This is a genomic window from Limisalsivibrio acetivorans (assembly GCF_000421105.1).
GTDB classification, from domain to species: Bacteria; Chrysiogenota; Deferribacteres; order Deferribacterales; family Geovibrionaceae; genus Limisalsivibrio; species Limisalsivibrio acetivorans.
The window spans coordinates 1,225,887-1,249,659 of sequence record NZ_ATWF01000001.1 but is presented as its reverse complement, the minus strand read 5'-3'; the positions used below and the strand labels follow the sequence as shown (position 1 = coordinate 1,249,659).

Genomic DNA, 23,773 nt, shown 5'->3' with positions numbered 1-23,773 from the left:
TATACTTTTATATAGGTCGCAATTAAGCGGCGGCGCCGGGCATGGCATTAAAGTAGAATCCCGGCGTTGATGCCGCCGCTTACATATAGAAAGCCGCCCCTTGAGGGCGGTTTTTGTTTGGTGCATACATACGTATTATGAACTAAATGCAGTAGTTACCAGATCTTTACTGCGAACTCATGGACTGCAGAGTCAGCATAGTCCCTGCATTGCTCGAGGCCGCCGAGAGTGTCCAGGGTTTCATCCTCCAAGCCGTTTACCCAGGCTCTTATGTCTCCGCCGTTGAGCCTGCCGTCATCCTCCCCCGTCTCAAGAACGCACCAAAGCTCGTCGCTGAGTACCCTATTCCCTTCGGTCTCTTCGTAGGTTTCCGTGGGGGTTATGCAAAGCCCTGTGCCTCCATTGATGAAATAGCCTCCGGTTCCGGCTTTACAGCTTCGAAAAGCGTAGAAGCCTTCGCCTACCTCGAGCTGAAAGTCTGCCGGGCGCAGTAGTCCTGCGGAGGTCAGCTCCTGCTTTGCTTGGTAAGAACTCGTATCGATGAAGGTTCCGTTTTGGAAGGTGTTCCCCGGGAGAGTGTTATGATTCTCATAATAGATTGATACGGCGGTACGTATCTTGTGCACACGGTTCAGCTCTGACTTGTATCTTGCTTTCGTTACCATATCAAAGCCCTTAAGTACGAGGATGAGGATGGTGCCAATGAGCACGAGAGTTATGGTCAGCTCGATAATACTGAAGCCGCAGTTATTTATCCCATTAATCCACAGGCTCGGGTTTTTCCTGGAAGATTCTTTACGGTTAATCGGCATTCTAAAATATAGCATGCATAATAGAGGCGTTACAGTTGAACTTTTAGTAATATAGAATCAATACCTTGCAAGGGGGCATCCCCCCTCTCTATGACTTCTTATTCAGGGATGCCATGAAGCTTGCGAGCTTCTTGTCGTGGTTGTTGATGTGGCCCACATACCAGTCCTGGGCCAGGCAGAAGAGGTCCATGCTTATTTGATCCGAAGGCCCTTCGTTGATAAGCCGTTTATAGAGGCATACCAGCTGTTCAACGAGCTTTATATGCGATTCCATATGGCTTTTTCTTAAGGGGTATCCTTTCAGGTTCATTGCCTTCTCCTCATGGGAGAAATGCTCCTTAACGTATTCCACAAGGAAGTTCATTGTTTCTATGAGCGATTCGTGGCTGGCTCCCTTTTCGTATTCCTCGAAATATCTGTTAACCTTGGCAAAAAGGGTTTGGTGCTGGGAGTCGATGATTTTATCGCCGGTAATAAGACTGTCTGTCCATTCAAATCTCAAGTTGCACCCCTCAGATTCAGATAATAGCTATTATATCTAAAAAATGGTGCTGTGGGGAGAAGATTAATTGAAATTCGATAAAAATTTGTAGACTGTCAGTAGTCGAGAGCGTTGACGTTAATCCTTCTCTTGGACGTCAGTTTGCTCATAAGCGTTTGGTAATCATATAGAAAGTGCATGGGGTTAACGGGGATTCCGTTAACGAGGATCTCATAATGAACATGGGGGCCTGTGCTGTGCCCTGTGGAGCCTACCTTGGCTATGACATCCCCCCTCTCCACGATGTCCCCCTCTTTAACACCGAGGCGGCTGTTGTGTGCGTATCTGGTGAGATAGCCGTAGCCGTGATCTATGGTAATCATCTTGCCGTATCCATATTTATTGCCGGCAAATACCACAACACCCTTGGCGGTGGCCAGAACATCAAGTCCGTACCTTGCGGCAATGTCTAGACCCTGATGAAAAACAAGTTTGCCGCTGAAGGGGGAGTAGCGGAAATCGAATTTGCTGGAGATCCACCCGGTAACGGGGGAACCCATGGGTGTACTCTGGCCGAGCAGATCCTGCTCCTCGATGAGGTCTGCCAGTTCATCAAGGGTTGAGGCCCTTGATTTGAGCGCAGTGCTAATATTCTCAATAGCAGGCATGAGTGCCTTATCAGAGTAGAGGTCTGGTTTATTATCTGTACTGGGAAGGTTGAGTTCTCGCCCGCCTGTGCTGGAGGTGTTTTCGAGGTTAATCTCGCTTTTGTATAGAGTTGCAAGACCGAGAACCCTGTTGCCTAGCATATCAAGGTACTCCTCCTGCATGTTGATTTTGCTTATTTCGTCGGCATATACGTCTATCTGGTTGCGCAGGTGTAAGTTTTCGTCACGGAAGATGAGGGCGTCTATACGTTCGTTGTAAAGGTAGTTGAGTAAATAAAAAGAAGCGGTGGATATGAGCGAAAAGACTATTATTATAAGTATGCTGAGGCGGACTACACCGAGATTAAGAGAGAAACTCTTTACCTCGTTCATGCTTTCCTGGTCGATAACTACTAGTGTACATCGTCTTTTCATAGCTCGCCCTTTTGGAGTTAATTATACATAAAACTACACTGGGCAGTTTATGTGCACTTGTCAATATTTAATATCAGCAACAAGCCTTTATATACAATATTGAAATCGGCAGGTGAGATCTTTACATAAGCTCTTTCTTGCTAAATGGTAAAATTTTGTTTAGAAAAAAATAGAGAAAAAAAGTTGAACATAGATTATGCTGGTGGGGCAGGGTGTCGTGTATGTTTTATAACATCCTGTCAATAAACTATTAATTTTATAGAGGTGTTGAAGATGACATTTAGATTATCTATATTTCTCCTTTCGGTTCTGCTCCTTATGGGATGCGGACCAGAGGGGGAGAAGGAGGTTGAGAAGCAGGTGAAAAAGGAAAAGAAGAGCGTTGCGTCTGAGAGCGTGGTTATCGAGACCACCTACGGTGACATCAAGCTGGAGCTTTACCCAGAAAAGGCTCCAAAGACTGTGGAGAATTTCATGAACTATGTTAACAGCGGTTTTTATGATGGAACCACATTCCACAGGGTTATCCCCGGCTTTATGATTCAGGGGGGCGGCTTCACCGAGGAGTACGACAAGAAGCCCACCAACGAGCCCATTGAGAACGAGGCGGACAACGGACTTAAGAACGAGAGGGGAACCATAGCCATGGCCAGAACGCCCGATCCCCACTCTGCATCGAGCCAGTTTTTCATAAACGTTGCGGATAACGATTTCCTCAACTATTCAGCCCCCACACCGAGAGGGTACGGCTATGCGGTTTTCGGTCGTGTTACCGAGGGGATGGACGTTGTTGACAAGATCGTTTCCGTCAAGACCGGAAGTATAGGCCCATTCCCCAAGGATGCACCCCTTGAGCCGGTTATTATAAAAACCATCAAGTAATTCAGCAGGGGGAGAACCCATGGGGAGCTCCCCCTCTCCTGTCACTTTCCGGCCTTGCGCCTTTCCGTTACCGGTATTCCGCCGACGCCCCAGTTATCGGTCTCCACTTCGTCAATCACCACGACAGTGGTTGCCGGATTCTTGCCGAGTACATCCACTAGGAGCTGTGTTGCTCCCTCAATGAGCTGTTTCTTCTGTTCGGTTGTTGCCCCTTCGTTGGTAATCTTAATGTTTACGTATGGCATCAGTGCGCCTCCTTTTTCATATTTATATATACCATTGCGACCAGCGATAGAGCCGCCGCTATACCGGAAACCGTCAGTGCTGGTGCGAAGCTCCCCGTTTTCTCTGCTATGATCCCTGCTGTGTAAGGTCCTGCGATCTGGCCGATGCTGTATGCTGTCGTGAGCAGGCCTATGGCAGCCGTGGGTGATTCGGGGCTTATCTGTCTGGCGTAGGTTACGGTCATTGAGGCGATGCCGATGAAGGTTCCACCCAATAGGAAACCCCCCGCCATGGCAGCTGCGGATGTGGAGGAAAATGCGGGGATAAAAAGCCCGGCAGTTTGGGCGGCATAGGCGAATATTAGCGCCTTTACGAAGCCTGTTTTCCCAGCAAGCCTGCTCCAGAAGAGGGTGCTGAGGGCGGCGGCGATGCCGGTGACAGCCCAGACGCTGTTCCCCGAGACGCTCCCCGCCTGCCTCTCCACCATGGCAACGATGAAGGTTGCGCTGATGATATATGCGAAACCCTCCAATAGGTAAGCCGTTGTAAGCGGGAGAAGCTTTCTGTGAACACCCTTCTCCTTACTGCTTTGAGAGCTGGCGGGGATATCGTCTTTGATAAATAGTGCGGAGATTATCCACATCAACACACCCGCTCCGCCGTTTATGAGCCATGCCCCCGTTTCGGTTTTACCGGCAGGTGTAAGTACGGAGGAGAGGTATATCCCTATCCCGACACCGGAATACATGAGCCCGCTCAAGCCTAGGTGCCCCCTGCGCCCCAGTGTGCTCAGAACTGCAGATGAAATTGTAACGAAGGCGAGTCCGCTGGCGAGCCCTGTGAGGAATCGGATAATTATATGCCAGGTCATTGTGGAGGAGGGGATCATGGCGAGGGTGAGCAGGGCGCAGGCGGGGACCGATATCCGGAGTACAGTTTTGCGAAGGCTGTCTGGAACCGCCATGGATAGTAGGGAGCCTGCGAAATAGCCGAAGTAGTTTGCTGAGGCTATGAGACCAGCCTGGTAGTCGTTAATCCCCTGGGCATCCTGCATGAGAGGAAGTATAGGAGTGAAGGCGAAGCGGCCTATCCCCATGGCGAGGGCTAGGGCGGCCATGCCCCCTATGACGTTTTTCAGTGAATCCTTTTCCTCATACCCCTTTAAACCTAACATCACCCCTGCTCCTGATCCGTTTTGTGGTGTGCTATAAATTTATACTTGACTGCATATCAAGTCAAACGATAATAAATGATTAAATAAATCATAAAAAATGATAGGTGTTCTATGGATATAAACTCTCTCAGGATCTTTTCAGAGGTGGCTAAGAGTGGCAGTGTATCAACGGCGGCCAGAAGCCTTAATTACGTTCAGTCCAATGTTTCCGCAAGGCTTAAGGGTCTGGAGGAGAGCCTCGGGCGGGAGCTTTTTTATCGCGAGAAGAAGGGGCGTGAGGGGAGGGGGATGGTATTGACCCCTGCCGGAAAAACACTTCTGCAGTACAGCGACAGGATAATAGGTCTCACAGAGGAGGCGAGGAGGGCTGTTGCGAATGACAAACCCGCCGGTGAACTGGTTATCGGTTCCACCGAGTCCAACGCCGCAGTAAGGCTACCTCCGGTATTGAGTATGTACCATAAAACCTTTCCGGACGTTGAGCTGCGTCTTATCACAGGTACCAGCGAGGAGCTTCTGAACGGGGTTCTTGATTACTCCATCGATGGAGCGTTCGTAAGCGGATATGTGGAGCACCCCGGTATCGATACAGCGGCGGAGTTCCCCGAAAAGCTTGTGCTTCTGAGTCCGCCGGAGGGGACTGATAAGGATGTTATACTCGTCTTCCGTCATGGATGCACCTACAGGGAGCGGTTGGAAGCGTGGATGCGGAGTGAGGGGCGAAAGCCCGTACGTGTTATGGAGTTCGGAACAATCGAGACGATCCTCAGCTGTGTTGCCGCTGGTATGGGCTGCTCACTCTTCCCGGAGAGTGTGGCAAACGGCAATGAAACGGCGAAGGGATTGAGGAGGGATGAGATCGATAAAAAATATTCTGAGATCCCCACTCTGTTCATAAAACGTAAAAACAGCGTAACCACTGCCGCTATGAAGGAATTTGTGGCCATGTCCATAGATGGATGTGATAAATAACCGGAGTAACGGGGTCTGGTTGTGAAGAATACCTTGAGCCTCCGTCAAAAATGGCTTTATTGTATATAAAAGGGCACCGGTGATAAGCGGGTGTCCATTTTTTTCCTCTGGAACGGTTTGGTTGTTTTCAGGTTTTTCTGTCTGGGTGCAACATACTTGAAGGGGGAGTGCAACAAAGTAATAAAGGAGGTCAGCTGTGGAATTATTCTTTCTTTTATGGGGACTTGCAGGAGGAATACTCCTTGCGTTCGGTGGTTTCATTATATGGCTCGGCCTCTTCCCATACGAGATAAAACTGCCGAAGCTATCCCTCGGACACAGCTTTGAAAACCACAGAACAGCGGAGGCTGTAACCAAGTGATCACACGGGGATATACCCCCTGAGCTCTGCCCTTAGTCGGGGAGAATCCTTATATACTGAGGCTAGTAGTTCGTGGAACTTTGGGCCGTGGTTCGGCTCGATGGTGTGAACAAGCTCGTGCAGTATAACATAATCCGATAGCTCCACGGGTAGCTTTGCGAGGCGGATATTAAGGTTTATATTCCCGGCTGACGAACAGCTCCCCCACCTGCTACGCTGGTTTCTTATAAAGATCCGGCTGTAGGTAAATCGATGGCGCTCCGCAAGTTCCGCAGTCCTCTTGCGCAGGTACTCCGCCGCTTTCAATGCCTCCCTGCGGTCGTCAAAACCGCTCACCCTAATATGGCTGTCCGTTTCCCTTTCAACCATATCAACGGCCTTGCGTAGTTTTGGCTCAATCTCAAGCGCAACCCTCTCGCATTCAGCCATGGACATCCTTACTGGGAAGGTCATTCGGACACGTCTGCCAGGCCTTGCGGAGAAACTTACCCTGCGCACCCCTCTCCTGCGGCATAGTTCGATTACTGCGAAATCCTTTTCGAGCCTCTTTGTGGCATTTATCCTTTTGGGCATGGAAAGATATTAGAAAAAAAAGGATGAACGTGCAATATCTCAGATGTAGTCGCCGTCAATATCATAGCCCCGCTCGGGCCAGAAGCCGGTTATCCGTTCATCGGAAAGCTCCATGCGCACAACCCATTTAGGGGATTTGTAGCCGTATTTCTTAGGCATGAAGATCCTTGCGGGAAAGCCGTGTTTAACCTCAAGGGGGTGCCCCTCGATGTGGGTTGCAAGAATGTTTTCATCATCCATAGCCTCTTCAATGGTGATGGATTCGGTGTATTTCCCGCCGGAGCAGTATATGTTCACAAACCTCGCATCAGCGTTGGGTGTAGCCTTTTTCATCAGTGTGGAAAGCTTTATTCCGCTCCATTTGACATCAGGAACGGTCCAGCCTTCAACGCAGTTGAAATCCCTCACATACTCTGCATCCTGGAGTTTTTCGAGGTCATCATACTTGAGTTCGTAGGGCTTCTCTGCCATTCCCGTTACATCCAGACGAAACTCAACTGTGTTAATTGAGGGGGTTATGAACTCAACAGTTCTGATATACCAGTTTTTTACGCTAAGCCTCAGCTCCGCCGCCGCTGTATTTCTGAATAGGGGGAGGGAGAGGAATGGGGTTGATATAATGAAGAGCTTCGCACCAAAGAGTCCGGCTCTTTTGAGGAATCTTCGTCTATCCATATCCGTATCCTTTACTTATATTATATGGATAATATTTGTCCGAAAAATAAAAGTGCAACATTTTTTCTGGACTATAACTCCGCTCTGCTATAAAAAGAAACAACGTTATGAAGGGGTTTGTATGAAAAATTTTTTAACGCCGGCTGAGACTATTGCGGCCATCGCCGATGCCGGAGTGGGGAAGTCCCGCCTTGATGTGGGACGAATGATAGTTCTAGGTCTGCTCGCAGGGGCTTATATAGGCTTCGCCGCCCATCTCGCCACAACGGTTGCTACGGGGGATGTGAGCTGGTTCGGCTTCAAGAAATTTATGGTGGGGGCTGTGTTCAGTTTCGGTCTTATGCTGGTTATCATACCGGGCTCGGAGCTTTGGACGGGGAACAACCTCATGGTTGTGCCCCTTATTCAGGGGCGGATCGGAGCCCTAAGCATGCTCCGCAACTGGGTATTCGTCTACGGTGCAAACTTCTTCGGCTCCGTCTTCCTCGCTTTCATGATCGCCCGTTACAGCGGTCTATTGAACGGCGAAGTGGGCGCCACTGCCATACGCATAGCCCATGCGAAGATGACAGCTGGGGGTGAGGGGCATGCTGTTGAATACTTCTTCCGGGGTGTGGGTTGTAACTGGCTCGTGTGCCTTGCAGTATTAATTGCCATGTCCGCAAGGGAGGTAGCCGGAAAGGTGCTGGGCATATTCTTTCCTATTATGGCCTTCGTCGCCTCCGGTTTTGAGCACTGCGTTGCGAATATGTATTTCCTCCCCGCCGGAATAATTGCAGCTGAATCTGATAAAGCAAGACTATTGTCCGGGTTGGGTGCACCTGCTCTGGAAAGTCTTTCATGGAGTGGTATGTGGGCGGCAAACCTTATCCCTGTGACACTCGGAAACCTCGTTGGGGGAGCTGTTCTTGTGGGGATGGCTTACTGCTACTGCTACGGGGAATGTAAAAAAGATTAGAATTGTCCGTTTTTTTATCATCAAAGCAGGATTTTTTATTGACAATTGTTTTTGATTAGTATTTATTATGTAACATGAAAACAACTATAGGATTCGAAGAAGCGCTTAGAGCTAGGAACTTAAAGGTGACACCCCAGAGGATGCTCCTCCTTGGCGAGGTTAGCAGACTTGGGCATGTCGGTATCGATGAGCTTTACGAAAAGGTAAAGACAGTATCCCCTTCGGTATCCCTTGCCACGATATATAAGAATGTAAATCTTCTTGTAGAGGAAGGGGTTATGAAAGAGGTGCCCATTGAGGGTCGTAAGTCCGTCTATGAGATAGACAGAGGGGATCACATCCACTTTGTTTGCCGCACCTGCGGATTTGTGGAGGACTTTAATACCGACTCCGATGAACTATGCGCTATGTTCACAGAAAGGTACGGCAGGCAGATTGACGGTTTCGGCATTACCTTGAGCGGACACTGCTCAAAATGCAGGCAGTAGATCCGGGCTTATAGTCCAGAGCCGGCAATTTGTTTTTTGCAAGGCTGGTTTAAGAGTTGCACCTGTCTCCTATTTAAGAAGAGTAACTGATAATACCGCAATGAATCTGTTGCGGTATTTTTTGTTCTGATGCTAAGACATTGAAGATAAAATTAAATCAAAACATGGCTATTATTCTGCAAGATACTGTCATTTTTTATTCATAAATTCATTTTGCCGTTTGGCAGCTTTCAGCTAACCAGTAACTAAATCCGTCTCTATACCTTCTGGTTCATTATAATACCTCATACTTATATAGCGTTTTGTTCCCCAACATAATACTGTGGCTTTCTACAGCATAGAGTATGCATAAAAAAAAAGCCGGAGTTAATACTCCGGCTTTTTTGTTGGTCTTATGAGGTATTTCGTTTAAGAAACACGGGAGCCTTGCGAACTCCCATCTTAACTTGGGGGAGGTTGTTATATAATGATAAGACACTCACCCTAAGCTATAGTTCATTAAAAATGTTTTAGGGTTCTATTTTTTTTCTGTGGCAGAACCACCAGTCGAAGCACTCTATCTCACCCTTCTCTGCGAGGGCGGCTCTTTCATTCGCCGTCTTCTCATCCGCCGCAGGGGGGATGATCACGTTGTCATTGATAAGCTCGTTGTTGGGCCAGCCTGCGGGGATAGCTACGCCGTTCTTGTCGGAGTGCTGGAGAGCCTTCACAGCACGAACAACTTCATCGATGTTCCTGCCGATCTCCTGGGGATAGTAGAGGATAATCCTCATAGCCCCTTTGGGGTCTACTATGAACACAGCACGCACGGTATTAGTTCCCTTGGCGGAATGGATCATGCCGAGCTTGCCGGAAACAACGCCTAGTTCATCCGCAATTACGGGGAACTGGATCTCCTCGTTGAGCTCCTCTTTTATCCACTGTACCCATTTGATGTGTGAAAAAACCTGATCCACGGACATTCCGACAAGCTCGCAGTCAAGCTCGTCAAACTCTTTCTTGCGCTTCTGGAAAGCAACAAACTCTGTGGTGCATACGGGTGTAAAGTCAGCGGGGTGGCTGAAGAGAACCCACCACTTCCCCTTCATATCTGCGGGGAGCTTCATGGTTCCGTGGGTTGTTACTACTTCCATCTCAGGAAACTGTTCTCCGAGTGTGGGCATTCTGTTTTCCATTGTTTAATTCCTCCTTTTTCTCTTAGCTGATGGATGAATTATAGCAAGGAATAATTACTAGTCAATAATTTTTTTCCAGAAAAATATGAAATTTTGAATATTGATGTTAGGTGATGATTAGTGTAATATTATCAGTGGATTAGGAATGGGGTGCATGGGTGTAAGAATTTTTGTTCTTGAACGCGGCGTAATAATTTATCCATTGAGCAGTGAAACTGCTGGGTTGGGGCAGGTAAACTGAATATGGACAGAGTTGTAAGCATTGACTGATAGCCTATTTTCTAGGTGTACACTCCAGACTCTTACGCTCTAGCTGTTAAACGGCGGAATATCTTGCGGCGAAGCCATCAATTATCCTGTTCGTGTCGATGTTGTGCTCCCTCGGGTTCAGGGCTGATACGATCTTCTTTCTAGGCTTACCCTTGATATCATTCTCTTTGAGATCGAAGATAACAGGGTCGATTTGCTTCCCTTCCTTATCGGTTACTACGATAACCTTTGGTCTCATGATATCTTCCCCTTCCTGCTTGAAAACAACTGCCAGTTCATCGGAATCGAGTAGGGTGAGTGTTCCTACGGGGTATATGCCCATAATATTTATGAAGAACTTAACGAGTGTTTTGTCAAAATGCGTACCGGAACCGCTGAATATGAGCTTAAGCGCTTCAGAGGGTGAGCGACGCTGATTGTAAACACGGTCGCTTGTGATGGCGTCGTACACATCAGCGATGGATACAATTTTTGCAAAACTGCTTATCTGCCGCCCGTAGAGACCTCCAGGGTATCCTGTACCGTCTGCCTTTTCATGGTGCTGGAGTATGGAGACAAGTACATCCTCGCTTACATTCCGTCCGCTCTTTTTCACTATGTCGTAACCCAGTTCGGGGTGTTTCTTCATATATTCAAACTCACGGGCATCGAGCTTGCCGGGTTTGTTGAGAATCTTTTCGGGAATGCGCATTTTGCCGGCATCGTGGAGAAGTCCTGCCAAACCAAGCCTGTCCAGCTCTTCGGGACTTTTCCCAAGTCTTCTGCCGATGGAAATAGCGAGTATCGAGACGTTGAGGGAGTGTACATAGGTATAGTCGTCGAAGTCCTTGAGGCGTGTCATGCAGGAGAATATGTGAGGGGACTTGAGGCTGAACATTACCAGATCGCTCACCATATCCATGGCGGCGGAGGTGTCCACCGTTTTACCCATACGAACATCCTCAAGCATGCTCTTAGTCTTCTTCCCTGCATCTATATGAAGCTGTTTTGCTCTGCTTATCTCTTTGAGTGTGGGCGCCTCTTCAACGGGGAAGTAACCGGGCTTAACTGCATCCTGAACGGCAGAGGAATGCTCATCTGAAATCTCTTCCAGAACTTCGTCTATCTCCTCTTCACCCGCCCTTGAAACAGAGGCCTTAATATATACGTAAGAGACCCCCGCTTTGCGCAGAGTGTCAATAGCCTGTCCATCGTTAAGTGGTTTTCCGTAGAATGGGAAATAGACGCCCTGACGATCGCATCGGGCCACGGTCATGCCGAGCTGGAGTTCTTCAACGGGTATCTTTACAAGTTCAGGCATAAATATGCTCCATTTCGATTTACATTTATTCTTACAGGGTATGAAGTGTAACGGTGCCCGTTTCTGTTTGGGTCGATAACGCTTCAATCTCCCGGTTCGGTGCTTTGGTCGCTATGTGGGTTTTGCTCAGATTTTTATGCAGTGGTCGAATCGTTGGCCGCTGATTTTGGTCAGAATAATTACCCGGGGCATCTTTGGATTCGATAACTGTATATCCCCCCGTGGTTCAGCATAAATATTGCTCTCATCGGGTATGTGCCCATCAGGTTCATAAATACTAATACAATTGTATCGCTAAAAAGTTAGCCTGACTACCCGAATATGACCTTTATTGCCTGAATTGGCTTTGTTAGTGATTATGTGATTTGCAGGTGTCATGGCACAGCAGTTGAGATTATAGCTGTAATACTTGCATATCTTAACACTGCGTTCGGCGTTATCCGTATAACAAAACGCACAGAGAATGCTGTGAAAGGGGGATCGGGAGCCAGTATTGTCCAGCCCGGCAGCTGTGCCAGGCTGGAGAGCATAAAGGGGTATCTTCTTCATGAGTTGGACCTGTTATGGCTTTGTGCCTTAGATAAGTCCGGATTTTAGCGCATAGTTTACAAGGGCTGTGGAGTTAGAGAGCTTGAGCTTCTGGAGCATCTTGTTCCTGTGGGTGTCCACAGTATTCTTGCTTATGCTCAGTTTTTCTGCGATCTCCTTACTGGTCATGCCGAGGGCGATCTTCTGGAGAACCTCGTATTCGCGTATGGTGAGATTATCAAGGGATCTGGGCCAGAGTGCGGTCTTGCGCTTGCCTCGTATACCTTTGAGGGATTCGGCAATCTCTTTGACATCGTCTTCTATATATACAAAGTTTCGTACACCGTATTTTTTGAAGTAATATTTCTGGAAGGGGTTCGATCTGGAGGTGAGGAGCATAGCCTCTGCATTATCATCGCTCTCAAGAATCGTTTTGAGTAGGTGCTCATTAAAGTTGCTTGAGAAGATGTCCAGAATAACAAAATCTGGATTATAGCTGTTTAGATAACCCTCAACGCCCTGATAATCGTCGTATTTAAGGGTATCGCAACGGTGGTTCTGCATAATAAGCAGCTCTGTGAGGAACTCTGCATGGAGAGTATTGTTGCTTATAACCAGATAATGTCTCATAAAATCACCCCTTATCCATATTTATTCACTTTTTATGGTTATAAAATAACACCACTGCTGTGAATAAATCGTGAAGAAAAAACAGGGGCTATTGATTATTCTGATAGTTGTAAAACTCAAGCATGTAGCCGATACTCTTACTGCTCTTAATAAGCTCTCCGCCCAGCTTGCTTCGTAACGCCTTTATGTGGGCTCTTAGGGTATCTTTAGACATATATTCGCCGTTCCAGACATCATCCTCAAACTTGGCATAGCGAACTACTTTACCTCTGTCCTCGATGAGAACCTCAAGGATACTGCACTCTATATTGGTAAGCTTAATCTCACCCTCTTCACCTGTGAGGGTCTTGGTCCACTTGTTATATAAGAGACCGGGGCGCAGTTCGTAACTGTCCGGGTTTATCTCCTCCAGCTCGGTTACGCATTTCGCCAGAGCTGTAAAAAGCTCTTTGGTGCTGACAGGTTTAACAAGGTAGCGGGTTATCAGGAGCTCCATGGCTTCGAGGGTGTATTTATTGTCTGTGTAAGCCGTTGTTATGACTATTCGGGTGTTTTTATCGTTCTTACGGATCTCCTTCGCTATCTCAACGCCGTTCATGCCGGGCATCTTAATATCCGCAATTACAATATCAGGCTTTAGAGAACGATAGCGTTCGAGTGCGCTTTTTCCGTCAGCAGATTCATAGACGCTTCCCCCCCATCTTGCTGAGAGCACGAAGATAAACCTCACGAATGCCTTCATCGTCCTCGGCATAGAGGATTGTATACTTCTTCAACCGCTTCTGCAGTTCTTCTAGGGTCATTAACACACGCTCCGGAAATTAATTAATAAGCAATTATACATTTGTTTAGCACTGTGTGTGCATTCAAATACTTCAATTCATTATGATACAATAAAATATGCAGGCAAAAACAATTCTTCAATATCTTAGTGACAAGCTGAAAAGAAAAACATGGAATGTATGCGGTTGAAAGGGTAGTATCAGGGCTATGGAAATGAACGAAACCTTTAAGTTTGCAGTCCTCTGCTTTACGTCCCTCTTTACGATGATAAACCCGCTGGGTGTTATCCCGCTCTATATCTCCATGACCGGCGGAATGAGTGCAGAACGCTCAAGGCATGTTGTCTATAAGGCTCTGACGGTATCATTCGTTGTTATGGTCGTCTTCGCCCTGACGGGTGAGTTTATCTTCCGCTTCTTCGGCATATCCGTTAACGGCTTCAGGATCGTGGGCGGGATAATCCTCTTCGGTATCGGCTACGATATGCTAGGTGCGAGGATATCAAGAAAGCGTGAGGCGGATGAGAATGAAGCGGACTTTGCAGGAGATATAGCCATAACCCCCATCGCGATCCCTGTAATAACCGGTCCCGGTGTTATAACAATGGTTATTGTGCTTATGCAGGAGGCTCAAACCGCCGTGCAGACGGGGCTTTTATTTGCCATGATCCTCTTTGTCTGCCTGCTAACAGCGGCAATGCTTCTGAGCGGTAAGGGTATTATGTCCTTCCTCGGAGACAACGGTAATAAGGTACTCATGCGGATAATGGGGCTTATCGTTATGGTTATATCGGTGGAATTCTTCTTTAAGGGGCTAACCCCCATCGTCCGCCATATGCTTATGATAGAGGGGTGAGGCCTCACCCCCCGGTTCTTTCTATGTAATCCTGAATAACCTTTGCATGGTCGAAGGCGAGTTCTGCGGGGAGCTCATCCAGCTTCCAGAACCTTGCATTCTTCGCATCATCTCCAGCAACTGGTGCGGCATCGGGTATATCGGCGTAGTATACTGCGCTCGCCACATGCCCCCGCTTGTCACGCTCGGGGTCGGAGTATATTCCGAGGAAATGAACCTCCGGTGATTCAAGACCGGTTTCCTCTAGAAGCTCACGCCTCGCCGCATCCTCCACACGCTCGCCGTAGTCCACAAATCCACCCGGAATCGCCCATCCGTAGGGCTCGTTTCCTCGTTCTATGAGGAGTATGGAGTCCCCCTTGCGTACGATGACATCCGCCGCAATGCGGGGGGTGTATACGAATTTGTCCCCGTACTTGAATTTGAGTGATTTATAAACCGTCTCGCAGTATGGGGCCTTTTTGCCGGCTACCTCAAGCTTCTTGATTACGGGGAGGAGGATGCCGTCTATCTCCGGATTTCTTCCTTTTTGTATGTCCACAAGCATGCTTGTTTTATAGTCGTTGAGGCTGTCCTTGTAAGCGATGAGGGGGCGCCAGTCATCCTCGGGTATCTCAATCCCCTCAAGCTTAGCCGCCTCCAAGGTCTCCAGAACCATGTTAACCATGAGGGAATAGGTATCAGCGTTCTTGGCCATCCTGCCGCATTTGCTCTCTAAGAGTGCGGAAAGGGGGTTGTATGCAACGTTCCATACCAGTTTCTTCCAGAGGACATAGCGTATATTGTCTGTCTGGGTGAATTTAAGACCGGAGTTTTCAAGTATAGAGGCGAAGTCATTGGCATGGGTCTTTGCTCTGGCGTTGGGAGCGCCGAAGGTTACATCCCCATATGCGGAATGGTTCACCGTGCCGGGTGTTTCTATCCATACGCCGATGTACAGCGAGGCTCCGAGGGTGCTGTCCGCGCCGAAATGCCTTTCGAGTATCTCCGCATTCTCGATCCCGTTCTGGAAGGATATGGCGTACCCGCTGTTTTTAAGGTGACCCTTCGCCATCTCGCAGGCCACCTCGGTATCCTGGGATTTAACGGATATAATGATGCAGTCGTACTCCCCCTCAAGGAAGCCTTTGGCGTTTACAGAAGCCTCACCGCTGCCGTGGATACGGCTGTCTAGCTTCACCTTGCCGCTCTCCTGCATCGCTTCGAGGTGGGCACCTCTTGCAACGAGGGTTACGTCGTAGCCCGCCTTTGCCATGAAGTATCCGTAAAAGGAGCCGATGGCACCGGCTCCCACTATCGCTATCCGTTTATTTAAATGAGATGATTCCATCTTTAAGCACCGCCTTCAGATTCTTTCTTCTCTTATGTTTGCCTGATATAAGCATCTCGCTGAGGTTGTCCTCTATATGTGTCTGGAGAAGGCGTTTGATAGGCCTTGCTCCGTAGGTGTAGTTATAGTCGCCGGAGAGGAGGAAGTCCTTAACCTCATCGGTGAGCTCGATGCGCTTGTTGTGCTTGGCGAGCCTTTCGTTAATCTCCTCCACCTGCAGGTCGATGATCTCGAAAAGCTCCGACCTTCCGAGGGGCTTGAACACGATATGGCTGTCCACCCTGTTAAGGAACTCCGGCGAGAAGTTGTTGCGGAGCTCCTTGAAGGCATTGAACTTGAACTTGTCGTAATCGATATCGAACTCCACCGATTCCACGGCGTTGAAGCCCATGGAGCGGTTATCAAGGGTAAGCTTGGTTCCGAGGTTCGATGTCATGATGATCACTGTGTTCTTGAAGTTCACCTTATGGCCGAGGCTGTCGTGGATGTGTCCGTCGTCCAGAATCTGGAGGAGGACGTTCATAACCTCGGGGTGCGCCTTCTCTATCTCATCGAAGAGAATTACGGAATAGGGCTTCCTGCGGACCTGCTCGGTGAGCTTGCCCCCCTCCTCGTATCCCACATATCCGGGGGGTGCTCCGATGAGCTTGGAGACGTTAAACTTCTCCATAAATTCGCTCATATCCATGCGGATCAGCATACTCTGGGAGCCGAAAACGATCTCCGCAAGCCGCTTTGCCACCTCGGTTTTACCCACACCGGTGGGTCCGAGGAATATATATGAGCCGAGGGGTCTTTCGGGTGCGTTGAGCCCTGCAAAGCTTCGCTTTATAGCCTTTGCGAGGGAGTCCACAGCCTCGTTCTGCCCCACAACGTATTTCTTTATATCTGTGCCGACCTTTGCGATGCGCTCCATCTCGTCCTCGCTCAGCTTCTGAACGGGGATACCTGTTATCATCGCCACGACTTCGGCCACCTTTGTCTTGTCCAGATCAGGCCAGTTTTCATCCAGTTCGCTGGACCAGCTCTCCATCTCCTCACGAACCTTTTTGCCCAGCCTTTCGATGTCACGGTTGCATTTCTCGAGCGATTCGAAGTCGTTCTCGGTTATGAGCCTGTTGCGCTTGTCCATGGCGGCGTCCAGCTTCGCCTTGCTCTCCTTGATCTTTTCAGGCAGGACGTTTACCTGTAGCTTGAGCTTGGAGCATGCCTCATCTATTACGTCGATACTCTTGTCCGGCTGGAACTTATCGGTTACGTATCTATCTGTGAGGTAGACCGTTTCTTCGAGTACAGGATCGGGTATGTTTACCTTGTGGAAGTCCTGATAATACCGGCGGACACCGTTAAGGATGCTCACGGTCTCCTCCGCAGTGGGGGGATCCACGAAGATAGTCTGGAATCGTCTGTTGAGTGCGCCATCCTTCTCGAAATGCTTCCTGTACTCGGAGAGCGTGGTTGCACCGATGCACTGGAAGGAGCCTCTGGCGAGGGCGGGCTTAAGCATGTTGGATGCGTCTATGGAGCCCTCTGCGGCACCTGCGCCGACTATGGTATGGATCTCATCTATGAAGACGATGATGTTGCTTACGTTTTCTATCTCTTTGATCAGGTTCTTCATCCGCTCTTCGAACTGTCCCCGGTATTTCGTTCCCGCAACAAGGCTACCGAGCTCTAGGGATATAAGCCTCTTGTCCTTGAGGAATTCGGGGATATTCTCCGAAACCATCTCCCGGGCGAGCCCTTCAACGATGGCGGTTTTGCCCACACCCGGCTCCCCTATGATGACACCGTTGTTCTTGATCCTCCGGCAGAGTATCTGCACAAGCCTTTCGATCTCCTCTGTTCTACCTATTACGGGATCGAGTTTACCCTCTGCGGCTAGCTCCGTGAGATCACGACCGAATTCGTCGATGGTGGGTGTTGCCACCGAGGCTGCTTTGGACTGGGTCTTGGACATCGACTTGATCTCCTCCCTGAGGGATACCAGCTCAAAGCCCAGCTTGTTAAGCAGTGTGAAGGCCTTCCCTCTGCGCTCCTTCATGAGGCCGAGGAGGATGTGCTCGGTATTGATATACTTGTTCTCGAGGATCTTAGCCTCTTCAACGGCATACTCGAGAACGTTCTTTCCCATGGGGCTGAAGGGGAGGCTCCCCTTTATCATAAGGTTGCGCCCCTGGGCGCTGAGGTTTTTTATCTCATTCATGAGGAGGTTTATATCAACCCCCTTCTTTGTGAATATATCGGCTGCGAGACCCGTTCTCTCCTTGAGAAGCCCCATTAATATATGCTCCGTATCGATGGATGTCTGAAGCATCTTCTCTGCGGATTCTCTTGAATAAAGGATCACACGCCTTGCTCTGTCTGTAAAAAGGTCAAACATTAGTGCCCCCGTTTTATATGGCTCCCCGCTTGATTCGGGGAAGGAATTGTTATTGTGAAACTCATTCCGGCAGATTGTTCAAATAATCTCTATGCCGGGTTAATCATATGCCTTGCTTATGAATTATATTGTTCTATAGCCCTGCGTTCAAGATTAATCTGTTTTAAAACTGCTAAAATATCGATATATGAATGATTTGAACATTAGTGTCACCCATCCTCCTGTTGACATACGGATATATGGGCATCATAATTATCAGAATGTATGGATTAAGCCCCGGACGGGGTGTCAGATGAAGTATAGAAAAAAACTTCGGGGTGTTTGCAATGGGTAAAAAGAATCTTTACTCCCTGATGCTTGTCGCCGGTGACAGGCCGGGTATAGTGGCGGAAGTCACGGATGTTATGGTTAAAAACAGTTTTAATATCGAGGATTCCAGCTCTACCCTCCTCAAGGGGTTCTTTGCGGCTATCTTTATCGTAAGCCACGACGAGGATCTTCCCGTGGAGAGGGTGAAGAGCATGTATGCGGATATGGAGAGGCGCATGGATGTTTCTGTGCAGGTGCAGGATATCAACGATGCACCCGGCTCCCCCGATGGGGACAACTTCATTATCTCTGTATACGGTTCGGACAAGCCGGGGATAGTGAACAAGGTAGCCGGATATCTTTCCGATAAAGGGATAAATATCGCAGACCTGCAGACAAAGGTTGCGGGAAAGGACGAAGCGCCCATATATATTATGGTGCTTGAGGTGGTCGTTCCCGAGGCTGTTCAGGGAGAGGACTGGACAGGTGATCTCAAGAAGATCTCCGAAGAGCTCGGTACGGATATCCATGTCCGGCAGATTGAAACATACGAGTTGTGATAAATGGCGATAAAAGAAGTTCTGACCTACCCCAACCCTCTGCTTAAAGAGATAGCGGAGGATGTGACCGAGATAGATGACAAGGTAAAGCAGGTTATTCAGGATCTTAAGGATACGATGGAGGGGAGCGGTCACTCTGTGGGCATTGCCGCACCGCAGATTGGCGAGCTGTACCGCATAATAGCCATAGATCCGGGGAAGAACAAGAAGTGTAAGGAGCACCATGGCCAGAGGATTATGATAAACCCTGTTATCCTCAAATGGGAGGGTATCAAGCCCTTTCGTGAGGGGTGCATGAGTGTTCCGGACTATACGGGAAATGTTAACCGTGCGAGGAAGATCCTTGTGCAGTTCAGGGATGAAAACTTCGAGGAGCGTGTTTTTGAAACCGAGGACTTCGAGGCTATCCTGATCCAGCATGAGTCGGACCACCTCGATGGTATTCTCTTCATAGACCGTGTTATATCCAGACGGACGGATCTGTTCCGCAGAAAGAAATATAAATAGGATACATGATGAAGGTTCTTATTACGGGGAGGATCCCCTTTGATGTTGTCTCCGCCCTTGAGGGGTTTGAGATCGATTATAACGATACTGAAAATAATCTTTCCCGTGAAGAGCTTATTGACAGGGCCAAGGATGCCTCGGGGATAATATCCATGCTGCCGGACAGGGTAGACGAAGAGCTCATGGAGGCGTGCCCAGATCTGAGGGTTATTGCCAACTACGCCGTGGGATACAATAATATCGATGTGGAGGCGGCGGAACGCCTCGGTATAACCGTTTGCAACACACCCCATGTTTTGACGGAATCTACGGCGGAGCTTGGTTTTGCCCTCCTGATGGCGGCGGCAAGAAGGGTCGCAGAGGGGGACAGGTATACCCGCAGGGGTGACTTCAGGAAATGGAGCTCGGATCTCCTTATGGGAATGGACCTTTTCGGCAAAACCATCGGCTTCTTCGGCTTTGGCAGGATAGGCCAGGCCGCAGCGAGGATGGCGGGGGGCTTCAATATGGATATCCTCTACCACACCCGCAGGCGTGACCGACAGGCGGAAACGATGCTTGGTGCAGAATACGCTGAATTCGACGATATGCTTAAACGCTCCGATTTCGTAATGGTGACAGCACCTCTCACCGATGAGACAAAACACCGCTTCACCTCCAGAGAGTTTGCACTGATGAAGGATACATCCGTATTCGTTAACATAGGAAGGGGCCCCATCGTAAAGGAGGCTGATCTGGCGGATGCCCTCGAATCGGGGGAGATCTTCTCCGCAGGACTTGATGTTTACGAGTTCGAGCCGGAGGTGGAGGAGAAGCTGTTCGCTCTTGAGAATTGTGTCCTCGCGCCGCATATTGGTTCCGCCTCTATCGCCACAAGAGGGGAGATGGGGAGGCTCTGCTGTGACAGCGTAAGAGGTGTTCTTAAGGATAACGAAACCCCGTGGAATGCTCTCAACGGGGCTTCGTAGATAAATGTTATGACTTAAGGGCCTCTTCGAGGTCCTTCGTGAATTCACCTATCTCATCCTCCTGTGTCTGGAAGGATGTCATCAGCCGTACAACGCTCTTTTCAGGGTCCCATACGTAGAAATAATATTTCTCGAGGAGCTTCTTCACAGCCTTTTCGGGTACCTTTGCGAAAACCGCATTTATCTCCACAGCCTGGGTTATCTCAACACCGGGTAGTCTGCCGATGCTCTCGGCCAGTATTGCCGCCATGCTGTTTGCATGTTCGGCGGTTCTCTGCCAGAGATTACCAGTGAAAAAGGCATCGAACTGCGCCGCAACGAATCGGACCTTGGAATAAAGCTGGGTGGCCTGCTTGCGGATATATTTCACGTCCTTTGCGAGCTCTTTGTTGAAGAAGACGATTGCCTCGCCCATCATAAGCCCCCCCTTTGTTCCGCCGAAGCTGAGAAGGTCTACGCCTGCATCCTTCGTCATCTCCTTAAGGGAGCACTTAAGCGAGGCCGCTGCATTAACGAGCCTTGCGCCGTCCATATGAACAACCATGCCGTTTTCATGGGCGAAGGAGGTGAGCTCCTTTATCTCATCGATAGTGTAAAGGGTTCCACACTCGGTGGCCTGGGATATGGAGATCATCTTCGGTTGTGTGTGGTGCTCGAAGCCGATGGTGTGCATGTGGCTCTTAATTCCCGCTACTGTGAGCTTGCCGTCGGGGGAGGGGACTGTGAGGAGCTTGCTCCCTGTGAAGCGTTCGGGCGCACCGCACTCGTCCACGTTTATGTGGGCTGTCTCAGGGCACACAACACCCTGAAAGGTTCTGATGCAGCTGTCTATACATATAACGTTTGCACCGGTTCCGGTGAGGACAAAGGAGATATCCGCATCGCCCAGCTCAGTGCGCATCTTCTCCTTTATCTCATCGGTGTATGAATCGTTTCCGTATGAGGGGACATAACCCGTATTCGTCCGTTCGATCTTCTCAAGAACCTCCGGCAGGACACCCGCACAGTTGTCGCTGAGGAAGTTGACTTTTCTGTTCATTAAAAACTCCTTGGGCAAAATAATTATTCTGGTTCTGATATCCCTTTGAAGGGGATTTGTCAATCGCTCATCCTGAATTTGATGTAGATTACACCATTTAAATTGAGTATTCCCAGAATAGTGTTAGAATCACTAAGATATATCCAGCTTACAGCCCCGTCACACCCTACCTAAGCTGAGTGTTGATAATTACTCCCCGGGGCATATTGTATTATTAAGAGTGAATTTGTCGAAAATAAATCTGAGCAGAATACAAAGACAAATACCTTGCTTTATGCCTTGACGAGGGGAACTTATGAAAGGAACATCTGAAAGCGGTGACCATTTTTCGCCGGAACATATCAAAGAACTCAGTGAGCTTCGAGCCTCCCTTGAAGAATGTCAAAACCGTCTTGAGGAGGAGTTGAGCCGCTGTGCCCACATGGAATTCTCTATGGAGTCCCACTCCCAGTATCTTACAAAGATCATAGATGCAGTTCCCAATATTGTTTTTGTAAAGGACTGGGAAGGTCGTTATGTTGTTGTTAACAGAGCTTTCTCCGAGTTCTTCTGCGTGCGTGCCGAGGATGCAGCCGGGCTTGCAGATAAGGATCTGATAGGTGATTCCTCCTTCGTCGCTTCTTGCAGAGAGAATGAGCAGTTGGTTCAGCGCAAGGGGAGTGAGGTTATCGTTGAGGAGGAGCCGGTATATAACTGCAGGCAAGAGCTTCGATGGCTCCGTACGGTAAGAAGACCCCTGGTTGTTGCAGAGGGGGAGGACCCCCATATACTCTGTGTAAGTATCGATATTACGGAGCTCAAGGAGGTTCGGGAGAATCTTGCCGGCGAGCACTCCATGCTTATGAGTATATCAGAGAACAGTCCTGTGGGGATTGTGACTATTGATGAAGAGCTTCGGGTGAATTTCAGCAATAAAACTGCAGAAAAGCTCCTCGGAAGCGCCGGCCTGAAAGGGGTTAATATTACCGATTCCTTTTCCGGGAGGTACCAGGAGGGGAAGTGTGTCCCCCTGGTAAAAGGAGAATGCCCCCTTTGCGGTGTACTCCGAACGGGTAAGCCACTTAAGGGTGAGATCTTCTGCACAAGAAACGGAGATATAAACTACCTTCGCCTTAATGCGGCTGTCTTAGAGGGGAGCTCCGGCATAAGAATAGTCTGCGCCTTTGAGGATATTACCGAAGTGATAAAGATGGAGGAACGCATCCTCGAAAGCGAGGCACGTTTCAGGAGCTTGTTTGAGAACTCACCCGATGGAATGGTTCTGCACGATACAAAAAATATCATTTGTGCAAACAGAAAGGCCGCCGAGCTTCTTGGTTTTGAAAGAGCGGAGGAGTTGAGTGGGCTGGATGTTTATCAGTTTATACCCGAGAAAGACAGGGATTTTTCAAGGGAAATCTTCGTAAATGCGCTGACCAGTCAGAAGAGGGGTGAGCTTTTTGAGCGTCACGTTGTTCGAAAGGATGGAAAGGTAATCGCAATTGAGACTGTAAACATGCCTTTTATAAGGGAGAACGGCAAGCCGGGGGTGCATACCGTTTTTCGTGATATATCGGAAAGGAAGAAGCGCAGGGATGAGATCCTCCGGCTTTCCAGGGTTGTGGAGCAGAGCCCCGTTTCCGTTGTTATAACCGATGCTGAGGGGAATATTGAGTATGTAAACCCAGCCTTCACGGAGCTCTCAGGGTATACCAGCGAAGAGGCGCTGGGGGAGAATGCGAGAATCCTGAAATCGGGTAAGCATCCCGATGATTATTACCGTGATTTATGGGAAACCATAAGGGGGGGGAATGTCTGGAAGGGTGAGATGTGCAACAAGTCCAAGAATGGGGATTTCTTCTGGGAGCTCGTCTCCATATCACCCGTTCAGGATGAAGAGGGTGGGCTCCTGTATTATGTAGCTGTAAAAGAGAACATTACCGAGAAGAAGGAGCAGGAGGAGCGTATACAGTATCTAGCCCTCCACGACAGCCTCACAGGCCTGCCTAATAGAACCCTGATGCAGGACAGGCTCGAAGGGGCCCTTGCAAGGGCTGAGCGCTTCAACGATACTGTGGCACTCCTTTATATGGATCTTGACGGTTTTAAACAGGTTAATGACAGTTTCGGCCACAAAGCCGGTGATTTGGTTCTGCAGGAGGCGGCCAACAGGATTAACCACTGCATACGCAAGATGGATACAGCCTGTCGCATGGGGGGTGATGAGTTCGTTGTTATCCTGCAGGATACTGTGGACAGAGGTTCGGTGGAGATGGTTGCGAAGCGTCTTCTGGAAAAGCTCTCAGAACCCTATGATGTTTATATCGACAAATGCACCCTTGGGGTCAGTATTGGTGTGTCTATTTATCCCGAACACGGCTCGGACCCAGAATCACTGCTGAAAAAGGCGGATGCCGCCATGTACAAGGTGAAAAACGGCGGCAAGAACGCCTATACCTTCTATTAAGCTTTAC

25 protein-coding genes are annotated in these 23,773 nt (G+C 48.9%); 10 read left to right on the top strand and 15 right to left on the bottom strand.

All coding sequences use genetic code 11. The features are described from left to right. Positions 1–155 precede the first annotated feature (155 nt). The 3 genes from K300_RS0105990 to K300_RS16060 form a co-directional block, all read right to left on the bottom strand. Complete coding sequence (locus tag K300_RS0105990; protein ID WP_022850762.1) at positions 156–812, bottom strand: type II secretion system protein; 657 nt, start codon at positions 810–812, stop codon at positions 156–158. Between the two features lie 88 nt (positions 813–900). Further along, positions 901–1,314, bottom strand: a complete 414-nt coding sequence (locus K300_RS16065) for a bacteriohemerythrin (RefSeq protein WP_022850761.1) — start codon at positions 1,312–1,314, stop codon at positions 901–903. Between the two features lie 95 nt (positions 1,315–1,409). Next, positions 1,410–2,375 (bottom strand): M23 family metallopeptidase, encoded by a 966-nt coding sequence (locus K300_RS16060; RefSeq protein ID WP_022850760.1) that lies wholly within the window; start codon positions 2,373–2,375, stop codon positions 1,410–1,412. Positions 2,376–2,648: 273 nt separating this feature from the next. Between K300_RS16060 and K300_RS0105975 the strand changes: the two genes are divergently transcribed. Then, entirely contained in the window at positions 2,649–3,257 is a 609-nt protein-coding gene (locus K300_RS0105975; RefSeq protein ID WP_022850759.1) for a peptidylprolyl isomerase, read from the top strand. 41 nt (positions 3,258–3,298) lie between these two features. Here the strand turns inward: K300_RS0105975 and K300_RS0105970 are convergent, their stop codons facing one another. Beyond that, entirely contained in the window at positions 3,299–3,502 is a 204-nt protein-coding gene (locus tag K300_RS0105970; RefSeq protein ID WP_022850758.1) for a 2-hydroxymuconate tautomerase family protein, read from the bottom strand. After that, entirely contained in the window at positions 3,502–4,656 is a 1,155-nt protein-coding gene (locus K300_RS0105965; RefSeq protein WP_022850757.1) for a YbfB/YjiJ family MFS transporter, read from the bottom strand. The genes K300_RS0105970 and K300_RS0105965 overlap by 1 nt, the downstream gene beginning before the upstream one ends. 111 nt (positions 4,657–4,767) lie before the next feature. Between K300_RS0105965 and K300_RS0105960 the strand changes: the two genes are divergently transcribed. Together K300_RS0105960 and K300_RS16695 are read left to right on the top strand one after the other, a co-directional pair. Beyond that, the gene (locus K300_RS0105960; RefSeq protein WP_022850756.1) at positions 4,768–5,628 is read left to right on the top strand and encodes a LysR family transcriptional regulator; all 861 of its coding nucleotides are present in this window, start codon (positions 4,768–4,770) and stop codon (positions 5,626–5,628) included. Between the two features lie 196 nt (positions 5,629–5,824). After that, complete coding sequence (locus tag K300_RS16695; protein WP_022850755.1) at positions 5,825–5,989, top strand: hypothetical protein; 165 nt, start codon at positions 5,825–5,827, stop codon at positions 5,987–5,989. Here K300_RS16695 and K300_RS14760 read toward each other — a convergent pair whose 3' ends face one another. Beyond that, positions 5,990–6,562, bottom strand: a complete 573-nt coding sequence (locus K300_RS14760) for a M48 metallopeptidase family protein (RefSeq protein ID WP_081646898.1) — start codon at positions 6,560–6,562, stop codon at positions 5,990–5,992. Positions 6,563–6,601: 39 nt separating this feature from the next. Next, positions 6,602–7,237 carry a molybdopterin-dependent oxidoreductase gene (locus tag K300_RS0105945; protein ID WP_022850753.1) on the bottom strand — a complete coding sequence of 212 codons (636 nt, stop codon included), beginning with the start codon at positions 7,235–7,237 and terminating at the stop codon, positions 6,602–6,604. Positions 7,238–7,358: 121 nt separating this feature from the next. Here K300_RS0105945 and K300_RS0105940 point away from each other — a divergent pair, with 121 nt between their 5' ends. After that, complete coding sequence (locus K300_RS0105940) at positions 7,359–8,195, top strand: formate/nitrite transporter family protein (RefSeq protein ID WP_022850752.1); 837 nt, start codon at positions 7,359–7,361, stop codon at positions 8,193–8,195. A 74-nt stretch (positions 8,196–8,269) separates the two neighbouring features. After that, entirely contained in the window at positions 8,270–8,683 is a 414-nt protein-coding gene (locus tag K300_RS0105935) for a Fur family transcriptional regulator (protein ID WP_022850751.1), read from the top strand. 509 nt (positions 8,684–9,192) lie between these two features. Here the strand turns inward: K300_RS0105935 and K300_RS0105930 are convergent. The 5 genes from K300_RS0105930 to K300_RS17060 all read right to left on the bottom strand — a co-directional run bounded on the left by K300_RS0105930 (position 9,193) and on the right by K300_RS17060 (position 13,389). Then, positions 9,193–9,858, bottom strand: a complete 666-nt coding sequence (locus K300_RS0105930) for a peroxiredoxin (RefSeq protein ID WP_022850750.1) — start codon at positions 9,856–9,858, stop codon at positions 9,193–9,195. 316 nt (positions 9,859–10,174) lie between these two features. Further along, on the bottom strand, positions 10,175–11,428 hold the full coding sequence (locus K300_RS14755; RefSeq protein WP_022850749.1) for a cyclic di-GMP phosphodiesterase: 1,254 nt from the start codon (positions 11,426–11,428) through the stop codon (positions 10,175–10,177). A gap of 576 nt (positions 11,429–12,004) precedes the next feature. Further along, on the bottom strand, positions 12,005–12,586 hold the full coding sequence (locus K300_RS16055) for a response regulator transcription factor (RefSeq protein WP_022850748.1): 582 nt from the start codon (positions 12,584–12,586) through the stop codon (positions 12,005–12,007). Between the two features lie 88 nt (positions 12,587–12,674). Beyond that, positions 12,675–13,301 (bottom strand): response regulator transcription factor, encoded by a 627-nt coding sequence (locus K300_RS0105915; RefSeq protein WP_162139856.1) that lies wholly within the window; start codon positions 13,299–13,301, stop codon positions 12,675–12,677. Next, positions 13,267–13,389 carry a hypothetical protein gene (locus tag K300_RS17060; protein WP_283804753.1) on the bottom strand — a complete coding sequence of 41 codons (123 nt, stop codon included), beginning with the start codon at positions 13,387–13,389 and terminating at the stop codon, positions 13,267–13,269. The genes K300_RS0105915 and K300_RS17060 overlap by 35 nt, the downstream gene beginning before the upstream one ends. Positions 13,390–13,582: 193 nt before the next feature. Between K300_RS17060 and K300_RS0105910 the strand changes: the two genes are divergently transcribed. Further along, positions 13,583–14,224 carry a MarC family protein gene (locus K300_RS0105910; protein WP_026836323.1) on the top strand — a complete coding sequence of 214 codons (642 nt, stop codon included), beginning with the start codon at positions 13,583–13,585 and terminating at the stop codon, positions 14,222–14,224. 4 nt (positions 14,225–14,228) lie between these two features. Here K300_RS0105910 and K300_RS0105905 read toward each other — a convergent pair whose 3' ends face one another. Next, positions 14,229–15,554, bottom strand: coding sequence for a 2-dehydropantoate 2-reductase (locus tag K300_RS0105905; protein WP_022850745.1), 1,326 nt, complete (start codon positions 15,552–15,554; stop codon positions 14,229–14,231). Further along, on the bottom strand, positions 15,532–17,937 hold the full coding sequence (locus K300_RS0105900) for an ATP-dependent Clp protease ATP-binding subunit (protein ID WP_022850744.1): 2,406 nt from the start codon (positions 17,935–17,937) through the stop codon (positions 15,532–15,534). Before K300_RS0105900 ends, K300_RS0105905 begins: the two co-directional genes overlap by 23 nt. 326 nt (positions 17,938–18,263) lie before the next feature. Here K300_RS0105900 and K300_RS0105895 point away from each other — a divergent pair, with 326 nt between their 5' ends. Genes K300_RS0105895 through K300_RS0105885 form a run of 3 tightly spaced genes read left to right on the top strand, consistent with a single transcriptional unit; the run spans position 18,264 to position 20,281 of the window. Continuing rightward, on the top strand, positions 18,264–18,806 hold the full coding sequence (locus K300_RS0105895) for a glycine cleavage system transcriptional repressor (RefSeq protein WP_022850743.1): 543 nt from the start codon (positions 18,264–18,266) through the stop codon (positions 18,804–18,806). A 3-nt stretch (positions 18,807–18,809) separates the two neighbouring features. Then, on the top strand, positions 18,810–19,313 hold the full coding sequence (def, locus tag K300_RS0105890) for a peptide deformylase (RefSeq protein WP_022850742.1): 504 nt from the start codon (positions 18,810–18,812) through the stop codon (positions 19,311–19,313). A gap of 8 nt (positions 19,314–19,321) precedes the next feature. Further along, positions 19,322–20,281: a 2-hydroxyacid dehydrogenase gene (locus tag K300_RS0105885; protein WP_022850741.1), complete on the top strand. Its 960-nt coding sequence runs from the start codon at positions 19,322–19,324 to the stop codon at positions 20,279–20,281. A gap of 7 nt (positions 20,282–20,288) precedes the next feature. Here K300_RS0105885 and K300_RS0105880 read toward each other — a convergent pair whose 3' ends face one another. After that, positions 20,289–21,320 carry a threonine aldolase family protein gene (locus K300_RS0105880; protein WP_022850740.1) on the bottom strand — a complete coding sequence of 344 codons (1,032 nt, stop codon included), beginning with the start codon at positions 21,318–21,320 and terminating at the stop codon, positions 20,289–20,291. A 295-nt stretch (positions 21,321–21,615) separates the two neighbouring features. On the opposite strand from K300_RS0105880, the gene K300_RS14745 reads away from it, so the two are divergent. Continuing rightward, positions 21,616–23,766: a PAS domain S-box protein gene (locus tag K300_RS14745; protein ID WP_022850739.1), complete on the top strand. Its 2,151-nt coding sequence runs from the start codon at positions 21,616–21,618 to the stop codon at positions 23,764–23,766. Positions 23,767–23,773: the final 7 nt, after the last annotated feature.

What these genes read in the sequence shown, in the direction of transcription:
- K300_RS0105945 (WP_022850753.1), bottom strand. Translation starts at nt 7,237, where the DNA reads ATGGATAGACGAAGATTCCTCAAAAGAGCCGGACTCTTTGGTGCGAAG.
- K300_RS0105905 (WP_022850745.1), bottom strand. Translation starts at nt 15,554, where the DNA reads ATGGAATCATCTCATTTAAATAAACGGATAGCGATAGTGGGAGCCGGT.
- K300_RS0105990 (WP_022850762.1), bottom strand. Translation starts at nt 812, where the DNA reads ATGCCGATTAACCGTAAAGAATCTTCCAGGAAAAACCCGAGCCTGTGG.
- K300_RS0105880 (WP_022850740.1), bottom strand. Translation starts at nt 21,320, where the DNA reads ATGAACAGAAAAGTCAACTTCCTCAGCGACAACTGTGCGGGTGTCCTG.
- K300_RS16060 (WP_022850760.1), bottom strand. Translation starts at nt 2,375, where the DNA reads ATGAAAAGACGATGTACACTAGTAGTTATCGACCAGGAAAGCATGAAC.
- K300_RS0105975 (WP_022850759.1), top strand. Translation starts at nt 2,649, where the DNA reads ATGACATTTAGATTATCTATATTTCTCCTTTCGGTTCTGCTCCTTATG.
- def (WP_022850742.1), top strand. Translation starts at nt 18,810, where the DNA reads ATGGCGATAAAAGAAGTTCTGACCTACCCCAACCCTCTGCTTAAAGAG.
- K300_RS0105895 (WP_022850743.1), top strand. Translation starts at nt 18,264, where the DNA reads ATGGGTAAAAAGAATCTTTACTCCCTGATGCTTGTCGCCGGTGACAGG.
- K300_RS14745 (WP_022850739.1), top strand. Translation starts at nt 21,616, where the DNA reads ATGAAAGGAACATCTGAAAGCGGTGACCATTTTTCGCCGGAACATATC.
- K300_RS0105900 (WP_022850744.1), bottom strand. Translation starts at nt 17,937, where the DNA reads ATGTTTGACCTTTTTACAGACAGAGCAAGGCGTGTGATCCTTTATTCA.
- K300_RS0105970 (WP_022850758.1), bottom strand. Translation starts at nt 3,502, where the DNA reads ATGCCATACGTAAACATTAAGATTACCAACGAAGGGGCAACAACCGAA.
- K300_RS17060 (WP_283804753.1), bottom strand. Translation starts at nt 13,389, where the DNA reads ATGACCCTAGAAGAACTGCAGAAGCGGTTGAAGAAGTATACAATCCTC.
- K300_RS0105960 (WP_022850756.1), top strand. Translation starts at nt 4,768, where the DNA reads ATGGATATAAACTCTCTCAGGATCTTTTCAGAGGTGGCTAAGAGTGGC.
- K300_RS16055 (WP_022850748.1), bottom strand. Translation starts at nt 12,586, where the DNA reads ATGAGACATTATCTGGTTATAAGCAACAATACTCTCCATGCAGAGTTC.
- K300_RS0105935 (WP_022850751.1), top strand. Translation starts at nt 8,270, where the DNA reads ATGAAAACAACTATAGGATTCGAAGAAGCGCTTAGAGCTAGGAACTTA.
- K300_RS0105930 (WP_022850750.1), bottom strand. Translation starts at nt 9,858, where the DNA reads ATGGAAAACAGAATGCCCACACTCGGAGAACAGTTTCCTGAGATGGAA.
- K300_RS0105940 (WP_022850752.1), top strand. Translation starts at nt 7,359, where the DNA reads ATGAAAAATTTTTTAACGCCGGCTGAGACTATTGCGGCCATCGCCGAT.
- K300_RS0105965 (WP_022850757.1), bottom strand. Translation starts at nt 4,656, where the DNA reads ATGTTAGGTTTAAAGGGGTATGAGGAAAAGGATTCACTGAAAAACGTC.
- K300_RS14760 (WP_081646898.1), bottom strand. Translation starts at nt 6,562, where the DNA reads ATGCCCAAAAGGATAAATGCCACAAAGAGGCTCGAAAAGGATTTCGCA.
- K300_RS0105885 (WP_022850741.1), top strand. Translation starts at nt 19,322, where the DNA reads ATGAAGGTTCTTATTACGGGGAGGATCCCCTTTGATGTTGTCTCCGCC.
- K300_RS0105910 (WP_026836323.1), top strand. Translation starts at nt 13,583, where the DNA reads ATGAACGAAACCTTTAAGTTTGCAGTCCTCTGCTTTACGTCCCTCTTT.
- K300_RS14755 (WP_022850749.1), bottom strand. Translation starts at nt 11,428, where the DNA reads ATGCCTGAACTTGTAAAGATACCCGTTGAAGAACTCCAGCTCGGCATG.